Consider the following 19,916-nt stretch of genomic DNA (forward strand, 5'->3'; position numbering starts at 1 on the left):
ACGCTGGCAGGAGCGGTAGCGTTATCTATGGAGACAACAGTCACTGCAGCACCAACCCAGGGTTGGGAACTCCTCGCGCAATTGGCCCTGTATGGTCAGCAACCCTTGGGCCAGACTGAGCCGACCGTCTTGGGCGGATTTATCGGCGAAGTTCTGGAACGGTATCTTGGGGTAGGCGGTCGTCTGACACTGCTAGCTGATGAACAGGAACTTGCCACGATTACCTGGGGCGAAGCGCCAGCAAACGGACATGGGTTTGAATTGCGTGACGCAAGCCATCTTTATGGTCGACTGACGCTATCAGCAACGTTTGAAGCGGGGTTTACGGCTGCACTTACCACTCAAATTACGACGCTGCTGGCGATCTGGTACCGTGCACGCATCAACGAGCGGATCGAACAGTTGCGCAGCCTTGGCTACGCTACGCTCGAACATATCGGTGTGGGTGATACGAACGTCGTCCTCGAGCGGTTATGCCGAGATGCCTGTGCGCTCTTGCCGACGAAAGCTCTTGCTCTCTACTGGCTCAACTTTAATGAGCAATTGTTGGTCAGAGCAGTAAGTAGTGCTGGTGACACGATTTTCCCATCACAATTAGCTATTAGCGAAAACGAAACGATTGTTCGGGCAATAACATTTCAAACGACGCAGCAGGGTGTCTGGTACAGCCGTCTGCAACGGCGCAACACAGCGGGCGAATGGCCGCTGCTGGTTGAACCGTTAACGGTTGGGATCGAACTGGTAGGATTGTTACTTCTTGTCCATCCCGGCCCGGAAGCAGCACAAACTATTCACTCATTGGCGCGACCGCTAGCATTGTTACTGCACGCTACCGCTCTTCAGCAGCATGAAAGTCGTCACGCTCGTGAACTGTTTGTACTGTATGAGAACAGTCTCGAAATTGGTTCAGGGCTGGTCATTGAAGAGACGATCGCTCGTGCAGTTGAAAATATCGCCATAGCGCTCAATGCTGATTTTGGTGCCGTCTACCTGATCGATCCAGAACAACCTGATTCTGCGCAAACCATTGCTGTGTACAGCGAACGCGAGACAGCTTCGCCGTATCCGACGCACATACTGCTTACCCCAGAGCTGCAACAGATAGGTGCCCGCAATGAGCCAATACTGATGACGGTTGCTGAAGGTTTGGATACCGATGGCAATAACCCTGTTGTCAGTCACGCTACTGCGGCTGGCTGTCACAGTGTGTGGGTCGTTCCCTTACGAGGAAAAGAACAATTCGTTGGCTTGATGGCCATCGGCTACCCCACGGCGGGGTATGTGCTTGATCAGATTGAAAGAAATCTGTTGCAAGTTCTAAGCGCGCAGATTGCTACGACGGTACAGAACCGTCGACTCTACGATGCGCTCCAGCAACGAGCGGGTGAGTTAGAGCGTTTACAACAAATTAGCCAGCTTCTCGCCGCTGATCTTTCCCTCGAAGAAACCCTTGAAGCAACGTTAACCAGTGCAGCAAAGCTGATCCAGTTTAGCGGTGGGCGCATCACTCTCTTTGACGAACGTTATCAGCAATTGCGGGTCGCGTACCAGCGTATGCTTTCCTGTCAGGTGGGTGATGAGAGCGACGCGCTCAGTTCCTGGCTGGCTCGCCATCAACGCCCACTACGGATCGACGATCTTACCCAACCGCCAGCATGGCTCGGCGCACTCGATGATATCGATGGTCTGGCCATGGTGAATACCATCCCGGTACGAAGTTATCTGGGAATGCCGTTACGCATTGGTGATACATTGTTAGGCACGCTGGAGCTTGTTTCAACTCAGCCCGATAACTTCAGTGCTGAAGATGAACGGCTACTAGGCATTTTAGCCAGCCAATCGGCCTATGCTATCGCAAATGCCAGTCGGTTCAGCCAGGTAGATACTAATCTGCGACTACGCATCGAACAGCTACGTGCACTCCAACGCATTAGCAGCCAACTGTCGATTACACTGAACCAAAATGAAATCCTGGCGTTTGTTTTGGAACAGGCCTTGCGGGCAACCGATGCCAGCCGTGGCCTGATTGCGTTACGGGTTGCGCAAAACTGGGTTAATAACCGTAACGTATCGTATTTCCCGCAACTGATTGATGATGATTTAGAAGGTGAAAACAGCAACTTTTTGATTGTTGAAGTGATTGGCTATTCACCACCCTTCCGTAGTAAGATGGTGGGGAACCTGCTCGATCATACGATCCTGATCGCACAGGAAGCTTTGAGCCGACGCGAAATTGCGCTGAGTGACTGTCTGACCGAGCACGAACGGGAAGTGCTCTACGCTCCGGACGCATATTCAGCGCTGGCTGCACCAATTTTTTATCAGGGGAGTGTGTACGGTCTAGTGCTGCTGTTATCCGAACAACCACGCCACTTTGATGTTGAAGCGAGTGAATTCATTCGGGCCTTGACCCATCAGGCGGCGATTGGGATCGGCAATGCTCAGCATTATCTTGAGCTTGAGCACATGGCCAAGATACTACAGCGGCGGGCCGACATCCTGAACGATGTGCTCGAGATCGGGCAGGCTATGCGGGTTGACCAACCGTTATCAAGCCTGCTGGAACAGATCGGGTATAGTATCATCGAAGCTATTGGCCTGCGCACGGTGCTGTTCTGCCTGATCCGTCTCGATGATCCGCAACACCTTTATTTGGAAGCAGCAGCCGGCATCCCACTGGCTGAAATGGCACAACTGGCAACACACCCTCTCGATATTACCCTGGCAACGCGCTATCTCGATCCACGCTTCCGCTTAGGTCGAGCCTACTTTATCCCGGAAGAAGAGGCGCACAAACTGGAGCAGGGGTTCGACACCGGTATCTTTGACTACCATCCATTCAGTGACGCTCGCTCTGCTGACGAATGGCAACTCGATGATCGGTTGTGTATTCCCCTCTACTCAACCGAGGGTACGCTGCTTGGCATGATCTTTGCCAGTGATACCGAAAATCGGCAGCGCCCAACCGCTCGTGAGATCGAGCCGCTGGAGATTTTTGCTAATCAGGCAGCAATTGCCATTGAAAACCACCTTCTGTTACGTGAGGCGCGTGATCGAGCCGAAGAGATGGCGGCTCTGTTTCACGTTGGCGCTGCGCTGACTTCAACTGTTGATTTCGACACCCTGCTCCAACGGGTCTATCAGGAAATTGTCGCCTTTCTCGGCACACCGGATTTCTTCTACATTGCTAGTTATGACGCTGAACAAGAGACCGTTCGTTTTGAACTGTTCAAACAGCACGGTGAAGACCTTAGTGAATATGTTAAGCAGGTCATCTCGAAGAGTGGATTGATCGCGAAGGTTATCGATGAAAGCCAGCCGTTGCGGATCGATGATCTAATCACCAGCGAATTCCATACCCAGAGCCATATACCGGTCAATGAAGCACCGCAAGTTCGCTCGTGGCTTGGCATCCCTCTGATCAGTCAGGGGCGCGTGATTGGGGTACTCTCGGTACAGAGTAACACGCCAAAAGCATTTCACGATCGCACACTCCGCTTTCTGGTCGCGCTGGCCAATCAGTTGGCGATTGCGCTCGAAAATGCCCGTCTGTTTGCCGAACGAGAACGACGGATCATTGAGTTAAACAGTATCAACCGCATTGGGCAGATCATCGCCGCGACACTTGATCCAAAGCAAATGCTGCGTGATGTCCATCGGCATTTGCAAATGTTCCTTTCACTCGACTCCTTCGTGGCAATACTGTACGATCCCGAAAGTGGCGAGATGACCCTTTGCTACGAAGTAGATGAAGGGGTCGAATCGTTTACCGAGTATCGTCAGCCACCTGTACAGGGCAGTTTGACCGAACATATTATTCGGACACGCCAACCACTGCAATTTTTCGATCTGAGCACCGAGCGCGAACAGGCTGGTTTTCACTTCCAACCGATTTCGTTTGGTTCAGATCGCCGATCATCCTCTTGGCTAGGAGTACCATTACTGATTGGTGAGCAAACCGTTGTTGGAGTGCTGGCAGTCATGAGCTACACTCCCGGCCTTTACCGCGAGCGTGAACGCGCATTTCTAACGACGATTGCCAACCAACTGGCCCTAGGGGTACAGAATGCGCGTCTGCTCGAACAGGCTCAGGCACAGGTTGAGCGGCTCGCCATCGTGAACCGGGTCGCGGCAGCAACCAACGCTCTCACCGATTTGAAAGCTATCTATCAAGAGATTGTGAATGCAATGGCTATTGCTACCGGTGTCGATCAGGCGCGGATGGTGATATACGATCGCGCCAGTGGGTATGCACCGGCAGTAGCTGAATACGTTCATAGTGGGATCCTGGATCAACTACGGATTCAACTGTTCGATAATCCATCAGTTGATTGGCTGGATCGGGAGAAGCGCCCACTCGTTTCAGAAGATGCCCAGAATGACCCACTCTTTGCTCCATCGCATCCGATTTTCCGTGCACTTGATATCCGCTCGATCGGGATCATCCCAATTATTCTGAACGACGAAGTGATTGGCGCAGTAGGTCTAGACTTCGTTGGACGATACGGTACCTTCTCACCCCAGACTCTTGAGCTGTGTCAGACAATTGCCAATCAAACCAGTACAGCCATTGCCCGTGCGCGGGCAACGGTTGAGGCCCAGCGCAGTGCTGAGGCAACGCGCCAGAAAGTTCGTGAACTGTCCACCCTACTTGATGCGGCTCGTATTCTGTCGTCGTTGTTACGCCCCCAAGAGGTGCTGAACAAGCTCCTAGAACTGGTAAGTCGCCAGCTTAACGTCACGACGGTAGCTCTGTGGACGATCAGTGAAGGGAATCTACTCATACCAGCAGCCCTTGATGGCATCCCTGCTGAACAGGCGCGCACGATGAGGGTGCCCATCGGCCAAGGCTTTACCGGACGGGTTGCTGAAACCGGTCAACCACTGATCATTGAGGATGTCAATGAGTTGGGTGGGTCACTCTACCCCAACTACCAGCGCCGCAATAACTTGATTTCGTTTATGGGCGTACCGGTCATCTATCGCGAGCAAATTATTGGTGTGCTCAGCGTGATGACCAACTACCGACGGCAGTTTACGAATGATGAGATGATGTTACTGGTCGGTTTAGCTGACCAGGCAGCCATTGCGCTGGAAAATGCGCGCCTGTTTGAAGAACGTGAGCAACGAATTGCCGAACTCTCTATTATCAATCGCATTAGTGCCGCAGTTAATGCTTCGTTGGATATTTACGAGCTGATTGAGAGGCTCCATCAGGGAATCAGCGAGATCATTGATACGAGCACCTCACTCATCGGATTGTACGACGAGAGTACCAATACGATCAGCTATCCGATCGCTTATGATCGTGGTAAGCGGCTTGTACTTGAACCGAGACCTCTAGGGAGTGGTACCAATGCCTGGGTGATCCATAATCGGCGTCCGCTGTTACTCAGCACTGCTGCAGCAGCGCGGGCGATGGGATTGGTGATCGACCAGGGCCGTGTCGGTGATGAAGAGGCAATAGAAGAATCGTACCTCGTCGTGCCGATTATCTACGGTGATCAGGTTCTTGGTGTCATTAACATTCAGAGCTATACCCCCCATGCGTTTGATGAAAATGATCTCCGCTTTGTCACAACGGTCACCAATCAGGCCGCAGTAGCGTTGAATAATGCCCGCCTGTTTAGTGAAATCAGACAGAACGCCGCTGAGATGAGCACGCTGTTTGAGGTGTCTCAAAATCTGTCGGGTACGCTCGAACCGGATACGATTCTGATGTTGCTGGCTGATGCGGCGGTACGCTTGCTGCGCGCTGAACTTGGCGCCGTTCTCCGGCTTGATCGCCGGGGGAACATCGAACGGCAGGTGCTGATCGATGGGGTTGAATTTCGCGAAGATGTACAGATCGATTTTCGGCGTGATGGTTTGACGGCTGCCCTTCTGCGTCGTGACCAGCCGATTGCCATTAGCGATCTGGAGGATTTTGAGAATGGTGATCATCACGCCCTGAAATGGGGTGTGCGTAGTGCACTTGGCATTGCCGTCGGTCCTCTCGAAGAGCGGCTGGCGGTTATTTGGGTCGGTATGCGCCGACCGTATGAATGGACAGCACACCAGATTTCGCTGCTATCGATTCTCTCCAATCAGGCTGCTCAGGCACTCAAGAGTGCACAACTCTTTGCCAACGAGCAAAAGCGGCGCCATCAGGCCGATATGTTGCGTGAAGTTGCACAATCGTTTACCTCAACCCTGGCGCTGAACGAAATTCAGACATTGGTGTTGACACAGTTGCAACGGATCATACCATATGATGACGCAGCCATGCTCTTGCGTGATGAGGGTTACGGTGATCTGCGCGTGGTTGAAACACGGGGTTTTGGTGCTGAACAAACGTTAGTCAGCAGGATTGCACTGGAAGATAGCAGCCTCTTCCAGACTATGGCCATTGAACAACAGCCGGTATTTATCGCGAATACCTGGCTCGATCCGCGTTTCAATGAACTGCGTCGTTTAGGTTGGCGTGATGGCTCATGGATTGGTGCACCACTGCTGGTTGATAATGAATTGGTCGGGGTGCTTGCTATTAGCGCCAGAGAGCCAGATAGTTATGACGAAGAGGCACTGGCCGTTGCCTTTACCGTTGCTAGTCAAGCTAGTCAGGCAATACAGAATGCACGATTGTTTGATCAGATCAGCAATCTGGCTGCTGATCTCGACATGCGTGTGCGAGAACGCACTGCCGAACTCGAGCAAGCGACACGGTTGCTCTCAGAGGAAAAAGAACGGCTGGAAGCCGTTAACCGAATTACCCTGGAACTGACGACACAGCTTGATCTCAACCTGATCATCCAGCGCGCACTCGAACTCACTTCCGAAAGCATTGGTGTTGAGCGTGGCTCGCTCATGCTGCGTGATCCGGCTACTAACGATCTGGTTTGTCGGGCTATCCTGAAAGGACGTGGCCAGGCAGAGATTGCAAATATCCCGCTCCGCTTTTCAGATGGTACTGAAGGCCTGGCTGGCTGGATTATCCAACATCTGGAACCGGTCAATATTCCTGATGTCGAGCGCGATCCGCGCTGGATAAAAGAAGCCGGTCGGGCTGCAGAGGTCTGTTCGGTGGCCGGTGTGCCGCTTCAGACGAGCGATACCGCTATCGGCGTCTTGATCTTGTCAAGCCCAGAGCGGCAGTACTTCAGCGACTCGCAGATGAACCTGCTCGGCACGATTGCCAGTGTGGTTGCTGCTGCTGTGAACAATGCTCAGCTCTACAGCTATATCAACGATCTGGCGCTACGGAATGCGGTTCTGCTTGAAGAGCAGCGCGAAGAGACATCTAAGAGTGCGGCGGTCTTCCGCTCGATGTCGGAAGGAGTGATCGTGCTCGATCCACAACAACACGTTACGCTGTTCAATCCTGCTGCCGAGCAAGTGCTGGAAATCGCAGCGGATGATCTCTTACATCAACCACTTAGCCACCTGGCCGAGATTGGTCACGATGAAGCTAGTCGTCGGCGGGCGCAAACGATATACAACGGAATTGTACAGGGACTGCGTCGAATGCGCGAAACGCAGAAAATTTTCAGTACCTCGATTGATCTTACCGATCCAAGCCAGGTCATTGCCGTCAATATTGCGCCGGTACGCAGCCCTGATGGACAACATTACGGTGAAGTGGTCGTTTTGCGCGATATTACCCGTGAAATCGAGGCCGACAAAGAGAAACGCCAGTTTATTTCAGACGTTAGCCATGAGCTGCGGACACCGCTCACCGCTATTAAGGGATATGTTGACGTCTTGTTGCTGACGGCAAGTCTGAATTTGACACCGGATCAGATCAGCTACCTGACGATTATCAAGAATAATACCAATCGGTTACGGGCACTGATTGAAGACATCCTCGAATTCTCGCGACCCGACTCAAAGAAGAAACTAACTTTTACTCAGGTCGATATTCCTACCGTGATCGAAGAGGTTGTACAGTCGCTGCGCCTCGAATACGAGCGTAAGGGCATGAATGTGCGGATTGAGACTTCACCATCGTTGCCGCCAGTTACGGCAGATCAAAAGCGGGTGAGTCAAATCATCTTCAACCTCTTCTCGAATGCAGTGAAGTATACCTACGAAGGCGGGTCGATCACGGTGCGCGCCTTCCTCAACCGGGCGAATATGATGCAAATCGAGGTAGAAGACACCGGCGTAGGAATGTCACCGGAACAGTTGAAGAAGTTGTTCCGCCCGTTCTACCGTGCCGATAACCCGTTACGCGATATTGCCGGTGGTACCGGGTTGGGCTTGAGCATCGCCAAACAACTGGTTGAAATGCACGGCGGTGAAATCTGGGTAACGAGTGAGTTAGGAAAGGGTAGTACCTTTGCTTTTGCAATTCCGTTGCAGCAAACGGTAAACGGTACCTCTGATGAGGGGGTGGAAGTATGAGTGTTATCCACCTCGATAACCGTCTGGCACACTACGAAGTTTTTGGGCGCGGTCAGCCGATCATTTTCCTGCATAGCTGGATCGGCTCGTGGCGGTATTGGGTACCGATCATGGATCTGGCCGCTGAACGGCATCGCGCCTACGCCTTTGATTTCTGGGGATTCGGCGAAAGTGACCGTCGCGGTAATCAGTTTACTGTGCCGACGTATGTCGAGATGCTGATTCAGTTCATGAACCGCCTTGGCATTGCCCGTGCCACGCTCGTTGGTCATGGGATGGGGGGTATGGTTGCGATCATGGCCGCGCATCAGTATCCCGACCGGTTTAACCGTCTGTTGACCGTTGCTACCCCGCTTCATGGTCAAGTTCTGGCCCAGCATATCAAGCCAGGCACCCTGTCGCGATTGCTGGGCATGAATACCAGTCAGAATGGTTGGGCGCGTATGGTGCGCACGCTCCAGGTGGCCGATCCGGAGATTCAGCAAGAAATTGAAGAAGATACCTCAAATCTGAGTGAGCAAGTACTCTCGCAAGTTCACGAATCGTTGTTAGAGACAGATTTACGCCCACTCATTATCTCATTGCAAACACCACTCCTGGCCGTCTACGGTGGTAAAGACCCGATTGTCAATCCGGCTCACGCTTCATTCCTCAACGAGCTGGCCGAACGACCGATTCAGTTGCTAGTACTGCCGAAGGCCAGCCATTTTCCCTTCCTCGAACAGGCAAACACCTTTGGCCGGTTGCTGCTCGACTTTCTTGTTTCGCAGGGTACGGCGATTGAGATTAAAGAAGAGTGGCGCCGCCGCGTGAATCAGCGCGAGTATTTGTAAGACCAGGCGAAAGTGCCGGTAAAGCTTTTCCGGCGCTTGGTGCTAAAACAAGTAGTTGTACAACGATACTCCCGACCATCCCCGATTCAGAGAAACGACTACCCTATCGTAAACTACACAAGCATACGTCCAGTGTGGATTGAGAAGCTGTATCTTCACCTCCTCTGGCACTTAGGGAGACTCAATCAGCATTTGTCTCTGCCGACTCAACCATCTCAGCGGCTTGCAGCGGATGCCCCATAATAAACATCCGACGCTTGCTCCGCCCTTCAGCAGGTGGTAGAGCTTCCATCGTCCGTAGCAGTTCGTAGATAGTCTCACGCACGTGCTTGAACTCTTCCTCAGTAGCATAGAAGACATGATCGCGGGCTGCAATATTGTTCAGGTCCGGATCACCGCGTTTCAATACATAATCGGCCAATTCCTGGGCAACAGAGGTACCGTACAGGCGAACGTGGTCGGCAAACTGCTCAAGACCGCCTGGTTGGTACACGTCTGCCGGGTCGATCAACCCCTCGTTCGCAGTAAAAAATCGCTCCTCGATACCATTGACAAGCCTCATCCGGGCAACGTGGATAACGCCGGCATCGAGCAGCTTGTGAATGTGTCGGTACAGCGAAGGTTTAGGAACATCCGGTAAGACTTTGGCCAGTTGATTGATCGAAAGTTCAACACCGTTGAGGGCCTGAAAAATGCGCATACGTACCGGGTGGTTGATTACTGCGAAGTTTTTGAGTGGCATCGTTGACACCTTTTGCTATGAAAAAATTGTTTCCAATATCGTTATTGAATATAATAATCTGGAAAATCCAAATTTGCAAGTCGCGAATACTGATGGTCACGAATGACCCGTTAGCCCATGTGCGACATCGGAGCGTTTTCCGCAGATAGTCATTTCCAGTTGGAGACTATTCCGCTGATGGGAATGACGCTGAATGTACGGTACCGTGCCGCTGCCGATGTCGAGGCGGGAAGATGCAAACAGTGTCGATTGCGCCGGGTTGGGAATGGTGCTGAACTAGAGATGATCGTACAACCGTTGAGGCAAGAGGTAGATCGAAGGTGGCAAGACGACTACATCGATGGCACCATACCTGTTAGCAGGATAGGATTCGGTACCATCTGTATATGAGACTACTACAGATTTGATAGGACCTTCTTTCCAAACTGGGTATTCTCCGTTTGACGCACCCCCTTTTTGTTGGTATGATCGCTCTATAGAGGTGAATCAAGGGTTTGCTTTCCCTTGTCTGTAACAGGAGTTTTCTATGCCCGGTGACGACAAAACCGAGTCACGAAAAGTTGATCATATTCGGATCGTGTTAAACGAAGATGTTGCGGCGAAGGGAGTTGCCACTGGTTTTGCTGCTTACCGTTTACCCCACCGGGCATTGCCTGAACTTGATCTGAATGAGATCGATACCCGCACGACCTTTCTTGGGAAGCCAATTTCGGCACCAATCTTGATCAGTTCGATGACGGGTGGTACATCGAGTGCCGAGCGGATTAATCTAGCCCTGGCTGAGGCTGCGGAACACCTCGGTTTACCAATGGGGGTTGGATCGCAGCGGGCAGCAGTGATGGATCCCCGCCTAGCCAGTACCTATCAGGTGCGACGGGTCGCGCCGCGGATTCCGTTGTTAGCTAATGTTGGTGCGGTTCAGCTTAACTACGGGTTTACCGTCGATCATTGTCGCCGTGCGGTAGAGATGATTGAAGCTGATGCGTTGATCTTACACCTCAATCCGTTGCAAGAGGCTGTACAACCTGAAGGCGACGTTAATTTTAAAGGATTGCTGGCAAAGATTGAACAGGTCTGTCGCTATCTGGAAGTGCCGGTGATTGTTAAAGAGGTCGGCAATGGGATTGGTGCTACCGATGCCGTGCGGCTCTACGAAGTGGGAGTGCGGATTATCGATGTTGCCGGTGCAGGTGGCACCAGTTGGAGTGAAGTCGAGCGTTTTCGGCAGCCCAATGATACCGGTCGGCGTGTGGCCGGTGCCTTCGCCGATTGGGGATTGCCGACGACCGAGTGTATACGTGAGGTACGTGCAGCTCTACCGGATGTCACCTTGATCGCATCGGGTGGCGTGCGGAGTGGTGTTGATGTGGCGAAGGCGATTGCATTGGGAGCCGATCTCGCCGGTACTGCCCGACCTGCGCTTTTCGATGCCATTCATGAGCGTGGTGCTGAGGCAGTTATTGAAGGGTTAGGTGCATTTATCCGCGAGCTGCGGGTCGCAATGTTCTGTAGTGGCTGCGCTGATTTGCAGGCTCTGCGCAAGGTGCGTCTTGTTGCGCGTGCGTAGCCTGCCGCAACGGCCAGCGTATGTTTGTTCATCACCTTTTTCTGCGCGATTTTCGTAATTATCGGCGACTTGAGATCACACTGGCGCCGGGTACGATCCTTTTCTACGGACCGAATGCTGCCGGCAAGACAAGTCTGCTGGAAGCTATCTTTTATCTGGCAACAACACGCTCACCTCGCCTTAGTAATGATCGCGAATTGGTGCGTTGGGATGCGGTTGGTGAAGCAGGAGCGCCTCCTTTTGCCCGCATTGCTGCCGAGGTAGAACGTCGCATCGGAGCGGTGCGGCTTGAAGTGTTGGTGCAACGACGAGCCGATGATGATGGCCAGCCGCTGAACGGAGCTCAGAAGTTGGTGCGGATCGATAAGCGACCGGCACGAGCAATCGATCTGATCGGCCAACTGCGTGTTGTGCTCTTTACTCCTGCCGATCTGACACTGGTTGATGGTGCGCCAACCGAACGACGTCGCTACCTCGATATAACCCTCTCACAGCTTGATGCGCATTATGTTCGTACTCTGGCACACTATCAGAAGCTCCTGTTGCAACGCAATAGTTTGTTGCGCGCATGGCGTGAACAACGGCGCGTGCCGCGTAATGTTGATACTGAGCTGGCGTATTGGGATCAAGAGCTGGCCGCTGCTGGTGGTTATCTACTGGCCGAACGGTTGCGTGCAATCGTGGAACTGAACGATGTGGCTGGTCCTCTCTATCGTGCGATCAGTGGTGGAGAGAATCCGTTGCACATCGAGTATGCGGCTAGTTGTGATCTCGGTTCGGCACGCGATGCCGGTAGTCTGGCCGAGCGTCTCCATCTTGCCTTCGCCGCTCTGCGTAGCGATGAATTAGCCCGCGGGCAAACGCTCTGTGGCCCGCACCGTGATGACCTGATCTTTACGGTTGCCGGAATTAATCTTGGTCGCTACGGTTCACGTGGTCAGCAACGTTCAATTGCACTGGCTCTGAAGCTTGCTGAGGCCGGCCTGATGCGACAGCGCGGTGGTGATGCACCCGTGCTGTTGCTCGATGATGTATTGAGCGAACTGGATGCTCAGCACCGCGCTCATCTTCTCGAACTGGTGTATCGTCCTGATCAACAAACTTTGCTGACAACGACCGATCTCAGTGATTTTAACGCCGATTTCCTGACAAAAGCTCAGCGTTATCGGGTTGAAGATGGTCGCGTGTTCCCCGGTTGAAGGCGGCCATAGATAAACGTTAGTTGACGTAATGTGTCGGCTAATTCTGTACTGAGTACCTCAGCCGGACATCGCCAGGCCCAGTTGCCACCTAATCGCCCAGGGGTGTTCATGCGTGCTTCGGTACCCAGTCGCAAGACATCCTGGAGTGGGGTAATGGCATACTGCGCAACTGACATGAGGCCCAACCGCATTAAATCCCACGCAATATCAACCGTCTGTTCGTCACGACCGAGGTACCTGAGTACGGCAGCCCGTGTGTCTGGATCAAGCGTAGTGAACCAGCCAACAGTTGTATCGTTGTCGTGTGTGCCGGTATAGACGACATAATTCGGTGTGTAATTGTGTGGTAGGTAAGGATTGGTCGGGTCATCACCAAAGGCAAACTGAAGCACCTTCATACCGGGCAGGTTGAATGTCAGGCGTAGCGCTTCAACATCGGGTGTAATCAAGCCAAGGTCTTCGGCGATAATGGGCAGTGCACCTAATTCAGCTTGCAAGACGCGAAACAGGTCGGCGCCTGGCCCTGGTACCCAACGTCCTTCAACGGCAGTGGGTGAACTTGCCGGCACTTCCCAGTAAGCTGCAAAGCCACGAAAATGGTCGAGACGTAAGACATCGTAAAGCGTCAATGATTGACGCATACGCGCTACCCACCATCGATACCCGGTAGCTGCCATGCGATCCCATCGATACAGTGGGTTTCCCCAACGCTGGCCGGTAGCGCTGAAATAATCCGGTGGTACACCGGCAACAACAGTGGGCATACCTTGCTCATCGACGAAAAAGAGATCGCGATTAGCCCAAACATCAGCACTATCATCGGCAACGAAGATGGGGGCATCGCCGATGATCAAAACACCGTGATGATTGGCGTATGCTTTCAGCGCCTGCCATTGGCGAAAGAAGAGAAACTGAAGATACCGATGGTAGTCAATCGTTGCGGCCAGTTCCTGGCAGGCGAGTTCGAGGGCGGTCGGTCGGCGATCACGGAGATCAGGTCGCCAGTTGTGCCAGCTTCCCCCACCCTGAGACTCTTTGATCGCCATAAACATGGCATAGTCGGTGAGCCATTCGCTGTTATCTTCGCAGAACTGATAGTAATCTTTCTGGAGACGAGAATTGCACCCGCTCTGAAACCGTTCAAAGCTGCGCCAGAGGAGAGCGTATTTCGCAGGAATAAGAGCGCCGTAGTCAACGTGATCGGTGGGAAGGTTGCCAAGTGCAGACCGCGCTTCCTCAACGGTGAGCAAGCCCTGTTCAATAATATCGTCGATGCTGATCAGTAATGGATTACCGGCGAACGCTGAAAAACACTGGTACGGCGAATCGCCGTAGCCGGTTGGACCGAGCGGGAGTACTTGCCAGAGTGATTGTCCTGCTGCGACCAGAAAATCAACAAACCGATACGCCATTGGTCCCAGGTCGCCGATTCCCCAAGGGCTGGGTAATGATGAAGGATGCAGCAAAATCCCACTTGCCCGTTGCAGATCAAATGTTTTGGTTTGCGCATGTGCGCTGGAAGTTGTATTCATATGCGATTCAACCCACATCTACGGTTTACCGCCAGATGTTCTTGTAACGAGAACTAGCCGGTATTGTAGCATATTGTTGTGGTTGCAATCAATTGGTGAACGTTGCAAAGAAGGCGCTATTAGTATTTTCGCGAGCGCGGGCCAGCGGCCCGCGTTGTGCGGTGCGTGGCTAAGCCATCGTTTGGCGCATCAGCGTACACCTTCTTGCAGGCGGGTGAAAGTAGACGACGTTGTAACGAGAGTCGGTGCGTATCCTCATACCAGTGCTGTCAGGACGCAGCGGGTATCATACTGCCAAAAAACTTGTGCAGCACCTAGCGAAGGTGCACATTGACAGTCAAGCTGCTCTCGGATATACTCGCTCTGTAATCGGGCGCTCCACGATAGCGCCCTGATTGGCGATGATGCCATCAGGGAATCCTCCCCGTCAGAGGTGTTAATCTGCGCAAAACCATCCCGGCGCAGCAGTGACTTGTTCATTTGTTGCGCCGCTTCATTGTTCGTGTTAGGGGTTTGCAGATGCTCAAAAAGGAGTCGACCGATGAATGTCCGTCTTGCTCGCTGGTCATTGCTGGTTCTTACGCTGTTAAGTCTTGTGTTGGCAGCGTGTGGCTCACAGCCAACCACCGGCTCAACCCCTGTACCAACCGCCGTCTCAACCGAACCAACGACACCATCTGCCGGTGAAGAGTTTATCTTCGGTATGGTATTGGTTGGGCCGATTAATGATGGTGGCTGGAATCAGGCTCACTACGAGGCAGCCCAGTACGTGGTTGAGAAGGTACCAGGGGTCAAATTCATTTACATCGATAAGGTGAATCCGGCAGATCGTCCTAATGTAAAAGTCGAGCAGGCCATCGAAGAGTTGATCGGCCAGGGTGCTCGCCTGATTATCACCAATTCGGCAGAGTTTGCCGATGGAACAAATGTTGCTGCTGCGGCACACCCCGAGGTGGCCTTTATCCATGCGTCTGGCGATAAGGTGTTAACTGGCGAGGCGCCGCCGAATGTACGAAATCTCATGGGGCGCATGGAGTACGGTAAGATGATCGCGGGTTGTGCGGCGGCCTTGACCACTGAAGCCGGCCGTCTGGCCTACCTTGGTCCACTGATCGATCCGGAGACACGCCGATTGGTGAATTCGTCTTATCTTGGCGCACGGTATTGCTGGGAAACCTATCGTGGTCGTCCGGCTGAAGAGCTGGCATTCAAGGTGACCTGGATCGGCTTCTGGTTCAACATTCCAGGCGTTACCCTCGATCCAACCAAGGTTGCAAACGATTTCATTAACGAAGGTTACGATGTTATTCTCTCTGGTATTGATACGACTGAGGCGCTGGTTGAGGCAAATAAAGCAGCTCAAGCTGGGAAGCGGGTCTTTGCTATACCCTATGACTTCAAAGGGGCCTGTGCGCAGGGTGAAGCGGTTTGTCTCGGTGTGCCCTACTTCAACTGGGGACCTGATTACAAACGTTTGGTGGAACTGGCCCGTGCCGGTAAATGGGAGCCAGCCTGGGAATGGACAGGGCCGAACTGGAGTAATTTGAATGATCCTGATACGAGTATGATCGGTTTTGTTAAGGGTCCGGCCCTCAGTGCGGAAAACGCAGCGAAGCTCGATGAGTTTATTGCTAAACTGGCCGACGGGAGTCTAAATCTCTTTACCGGGCCGCTCTACTATCAAGATGGAAGTGTTTTCGTGCCAGAGGGTCAAGTTGCCGATGACAAGACTATCTGGTATACCTCTCAGTTGTTGGCCGGTATCGAGGGGCAGAGCGCTCCTTAGCATATAATAGAGGTTGAGACGGGTCTGCGGTGCCCGTCTCAACTTTTCCGAAGTTCTCATCTACTACGTTGTGAGAAGCCGTTTAAAAGCGAATAGAAGCGATAGCGCACATACTGATCGGTGCCAGAACCACAAGGGTGAACCCCACTGCATTGCGATAAGGAAGTAGGGAATCGTCTTCAGACAGGTTCAGCGTTTGGTGTTGTGAACCGGTCGAGCGTATACCCGGCCGTTCACGACGTAAACTCACAAAACCCATGCGGATTGCGGTTGAACAACTAACAAAGCGATTCGGTACCGTGTGGGCGAATAATCGCCTCACGATAGAGTTTGCTGCCGGGCAGATTCATGGTGTGCTGGGTGAAAATGGTGCCGGTAAGAGCACACTCATGAAGGTGTTGTCCGGCTATCTTCGTCCAGACGAAGGACGGATTCTGTTTGACGGTAAACCCTGTCAGTTGCGTGGGCCGGGTGATGCATTGGCTGCCGGGGTAGGTATGGTGCATCAGGAGCCGCTCGATATTCCTGCCTTTACCGTGCTAGAGAATCTGCTCTGCGCTGCGCCGCCAGGGGTCTTTCGTTCATGGCGAGCTGCCCAAAGAGCATTAGAGGAATTAGCTGAACGTCTGGGTTTTGCAGTCGATCCGGCAGCCCGACTCGATCAGTTGACAATAGGTCAGCGGCAGCAGGTCGAGATTATGCGGTTGCTGTTGTGCGGTGCGCAGGTGCTCATTCTCGATGAGCCAACTACCGGCATTACGGCAGCGCAAACGCGCGCACTGTTTACCGCATTGCGTCAGATTGCTGCTGAAGGTCGCACTGTCTTGTTTGTGTCACATAAACTGGAAGAAGTTGCTGAACTCTGTCATACGGTGACTGTCTTGCGAAATGGTGAGGTGGTACCACCAGGTCAGTTGGTGATGCCTCAACCGCAAGAGTATTTGTTGACATTGATGTTTGGCGATGCCGGCACAACCCCCCCTGTTTATCGTCCGCTACCATCGATTGATAGTCCACCGGTATGGGAACTGCGTCAGGTGACGGTGCGCAGTGGCACGCTCCATCTGCTCGATCTCAACCATCGCTTTGCTGCTGGACGCATTATCGGGCTGGCCGGGCTAGATGGAAGTGGTCAGCAAGTCTTATTACGTTTACTGGCCGGTCAATTAACGCCTGATCGTGGACAGATATTGGTGAATGGTCGTGATCTCAGTGGCGCAGGTGCGATTGCTTTTCGCGAAGCCGGTATTGAGTATTTGCCGGCCGACCGGTTGCGTGATGGTCTGATCGGTGCTTTATCACTTGCCGAACACTTTGCATTGCTGCAACGAACAGGAGTGATAGTTGATCGTCGCACTGCTGAAGAGTTGGCCCGCCAGGCCATTGCCGAGTATCAGATAAAGGCGACTCCGCTGACACCGATTGCGGCGTTATCGGGTGGTAATCAGCAGCGTGCAATGCTGGCCCTGGTGCCGCCGACCGCACGCGGTATTCTGGCCGAGCAACCAACTCGTGGATTGGATGTTGCGTCTGCGCGTGCTATCTGGAGCCGTTTGCAGGCCCGGCGTGATGCTGGATGTTGTATTGTATTCGCTTCCCCCGATCTTGATGAGATTATGGAGTACAGTGACGAAGTCATTGTTTGTTTTGCCGGTCGCATTGGCCCGTCGATTCCGCGAGCGTTATTGTCTGCGGGACGGTTAGCCGAGCTGATCGGCGGAGTTGGCTTCGAGGCCCTGGTGGAGGCGGTATGAAGCGGGTTGCGGTACTGATTCAACCACTGCTGGCACTGGTTGCAGCCTTTGTGCTAACGACACTGGCTTTGCTGAGTACCGGTGTCTCGCCGCTTGAAGCATACCGATTGATCATCTTTGGCGCGTTTAGTACACCGGTTCGTCTGAGCGATATGATCATGCTGGCAGCACCTTTGCTCCTCTGTGCAGTTGGCCTCAGTATTACCTTTACCGGTGGGCTTTATAATCTTGGGGTTGAGGGACAGATGATTATCGGGGCGATTGCTGCAATGGTGCCGCTCCGTCTGTGGCCCGATTGGCCGCCGCTTCTCCTCTGGCTGATGGCTGCGTTGAGTGGAGCCGTCGGTGGAGCGCTCTGGGCACTCTTGATCGGTGTCTTGCGGCGCTACGCCGGCGTGAGCGAAATTTTTGCCGGCCTGGGCATGAATTTTCTTGCCGGCGGATTAGCTCTCTATATGGTGCTCGGCCCCTGGCGACGTCAGACCTCGGCTTCGTTATCAGGAACCGATCTGCTTCCCCGCGAACTCTGGTTGCCAACCATTGACCGTCTACGGCTGGCGCCGGCCGCACCGGTGATCGCTGTGCTGGCACTGGCTATCGTTTGGTGGGCATTAACTCAGACCCGCTGGGGGCTAGAGGTGCGGGCAGTGGGGCTGAATCCGGCAGCTTCCGAACGGCTGGGTATAGCTACTGCACGACGTATGGCCGAGACCCTGGCTGCCTGTGGAGCATTGGCCGGAATTGCCGGTATGTTGCAGGTGGTCGCTGTCCATCATGCCTTAATTCCTAATATTTCAAGCGGGATCGGGTTACTGGGTTTGTTGGTAGCACTCCTGTCACGTGCTGATCCACGCTGGCTGTTGCCGATTGTGGTTGCGTTTGCCGCTTTTACCGTAGGCAGTATTCAGCTACCCTTAACGCTGGGTATTGATAGCGCGATTGCTGGTGTATTGCAGGGCGCGCTGGTGCTGTTCGCGTTGGCAACTCGTGCACGACAGTGATCTGTCGAGTGTTCGGTGCCGTTGTAATCCAGGAGTAATGTCCCATCTATGGATCAACTATGGATTGATATTGCTGCGATTTTAGCGGTAGCAGCACCACTGGTGATTGCAGCGATGGGTGAGACACTCAGTGAGCGGGCTGGCGTGATCAATCTCTCCCTCGACGGCACCATGCTGCTGGCCGCAATGACGGGCTTCGCTGTCGCGCTCAACACTCAAAACCTGATCCTCGGCTTTGCTGCGGCAGCTCTGGTTGGCGCGTTGGTGGCTGCTATTCTGGGGGTGTTCAGTCTGACGCTCGGCCAATCACAAACGGCGGTTGGCTTTGTCCTGGCATTACTCTGTACCGATCTCTCTTCGTTTCTCGGTGCACCGTTTGTTCGTCTACCTGGGCCGGCAGTACCCTTCATGCCTATTCCTGGCCTGGCTGATCTTCCTGTCTTCGGCCAGATCTTATTTCGTCACGATCCAGTGATCTACGCCAGTTTTCTCCTCGTTCCTGCAACTGCATACCTGCTCTACGGCACACGATTAGGATTGATCGTGCGGGCATTGGGCGAACGACCGGCAGCAGTGTATGCGCGGGGTATTGATGTTACGCGCTGGCGCTACGCAATGCTGATCCTTGGCGGGGCATTGGTTGGAATTGCCGGTGCTGCCTTTTCACTCGATCTCAAGCAGGGATGGAGCTATCGTCATACGTTTGGTTCAGGTTGGATTGTGTTGGCAATCGTTATCTTTGGAGGCTGGCGGCCATTGCGGGTTGCGCTTGGTTGTTATCTCTTCGCAGCACTTGAGATTGTTGCTACTCGCTCGCAGAGTACTTTACCTGGGATTCCTTCGCAGATAATCCAGGTAGCGCCATTCGTCCTCATGATTCTGGTGTTAGCGCTGGTGAATCTGGCTTCGTCGCCAACCGTAGCCCGCTGGATCGCAACGCTGCCCTCTGTCTTGCAACGTCCGTTGCTGGTCGTCGTTTATCGGTTGCGGGCAACTGCCCCTGCCGCACTTGGGCAGCCGTTTGAACGACCGTAATGTTCTGAATGCGGCTGAACAATCCCTTTCTGCCGTTCCTCTAGCTCGCCTTTTTGTTGAATGGTTCCTTGCACACCACGAC

At 53.3% G+C, this 19,916-nt stretch carries 10 protein-coding genes; 8 read left to right on the forward strand and 2 right to left on the reverse strand.

Annotation, left to right across the window (positions count from 1 at the left end; translation table 11 throughout):
* The first annotated feature begins 27 nt into the window (after positions 1–27).
* Together JE47_RS0107490 and JE47_RS0107495 are read left to right on the forward strand one after the other, a co-directional pair.
* Positions 28–8,382 (forward strand): GAF domain-containing protein, encoded by an 8,355-nt coding sequence (locus JE47_RS0107490; protein WP_031459161.1) that lies wholly within the window; start codon positions 28–30, stop codon positions 8,380–8,382.
* Positions 8,379–9,215 carry an alpha/beta fold hydrolase gene (locus tag JE47_RS0107495; RefSeq protein ID WP_031459162.1) on the forward strand — a complete coding sequence of 279 codons (837 nt, stop codon included), beginning with the start codon at positions 8,379–8,381 and terminating at the stop codon, positions 9,213–9,215. Before JE47_RS0107490 ends, JE47_RS0107495 begins: the two co-directional genes overlap by 4 nt.
* A 181-nt stretch (positions 9,216–9,396) precedes the next feature.
* Here the strand turns inward: JE47_RS0107495 and JE47_RS0107500 are convergent, their stop codons facing one another.
* Positions 9,397–9,957, reverse strand: coding sequence for a helix-turn-helix domain-containing protein (locus JE47_RS0107500; RefSeq protein WP_031459163.1), 561 nt, complete (start codon positions 9,955–9,957; stop codon positions 9,397–9,399).
* Between the two features lie 526 nt (positions 9,958–10,483).
* Here JE47_RS0107500 and fni point away from each other — a divergent pair.
* Together fni and recF are read left to right on the forward strand one after the other, a co-directional pair.
* Positions 10,484–11,524, forward strand: a complete 1,041-nt coding sequence (gene fni / locus JE47_RS0107510; RefSeq protein ID WP_031459165.1) for a type 2 isopentenyl-diphosphate Delta-isomerase — start codon at positions 10,484–10,486, stop codon at positions 11,522–11,524.
* Between the two features lie 20 nt (positions 11,525–11,544).
* Entirely contained in the window at positions 11,545–12,723 is a 1,179-nt protein-coding gene (recF, locus tag JE47_RS0107515) for a DNA replication/repair protein RecF (RefSeq protein WP_031459166.1), read from the forward strand.
* Here the strand turns inward: recF and malQ are convergent.
* Entirely contained in the window at positions 12,687–14,258 is a 1,572-nt protein-coding gene (gene malQ, locus JE47_RS0107520; protein ID WP_051871093.1) for a 4-alpha-glucanotransferase, read from the reverse strand. The two genes, recF and malQ, sit on opposite strands and share 37 nt — an antisense overlap.
* A 541-nt stretch (positions 14,259–14,799) precedes the next feature.
* Between malQ and JE47_RS0107525 the strand changes: the two genes are divergently transcribed.
* The 4 genes from JE47_RS0107525 (at position 14,800) to JE47_RS0107545 (ending at position 19,834) form a co-directional block, all read left to right on the forward strand.
* On the forward strand, positions 14,800–16,044 hold the full coding sequence (locus tag JE47_RS0107525) for a BMP family lipoprotein (RefSeq protein WP_031459168.1): 1,245 nt from the start codon (positions 14,800–14,802) through the stop codon (positions 16,042–16,044).
* Positions 16,045–16,301: 257 nt separating this feature from the next.
* Positions 16,302–17,798, forward strand: a complete 1,497-nt coding sequence (locus JE47_RS0107535) for an ABC transporter ATP-binding protein (RefSeq protein ID WP_031459169.1) — start codon at positions 16,302–16,304, stop codon at positions 17,796–17,798.
* The gene (locus JE47_RS0107540) at positions 17,795–18,799 is read left to right on the forward strand and encodes an ABC transporter permease (RefSeq protein WP_031459170.1); all 1,005 of its coding nucleotides are present in this window, start codon (positions 17,795–17,797) and stop codon (positions 18,797–18,799) included. Before JE47_RS0107535 ends, JE47_RS0107540 begins: the two co-directional genes overlap by 4 nt.
* Positions 18,800–18,847: 48 nt before the next feature.
* A complete protein-coding gene (locus JE47_RS0107545) occupies positions 18,848–19,834 on the forward strand; it encodes an ABC transporter permease (RefSeq protein ID WP_031459171.1) in 987 nt (328 codons plus the stop codon).
* The last annotated feature ends 82 nt before the right edge of the window (positions 19,835–19,916 follow it).

Origin of the sequence: Chloroflexus sp. MS-G, from assembly GCF_000735195.1 — a bacterium.
GTDB lineage: Bacteria > Chloroflexota > Chloroflexia > Chloroflexales > Chloroflexaceae > Chloroflexus.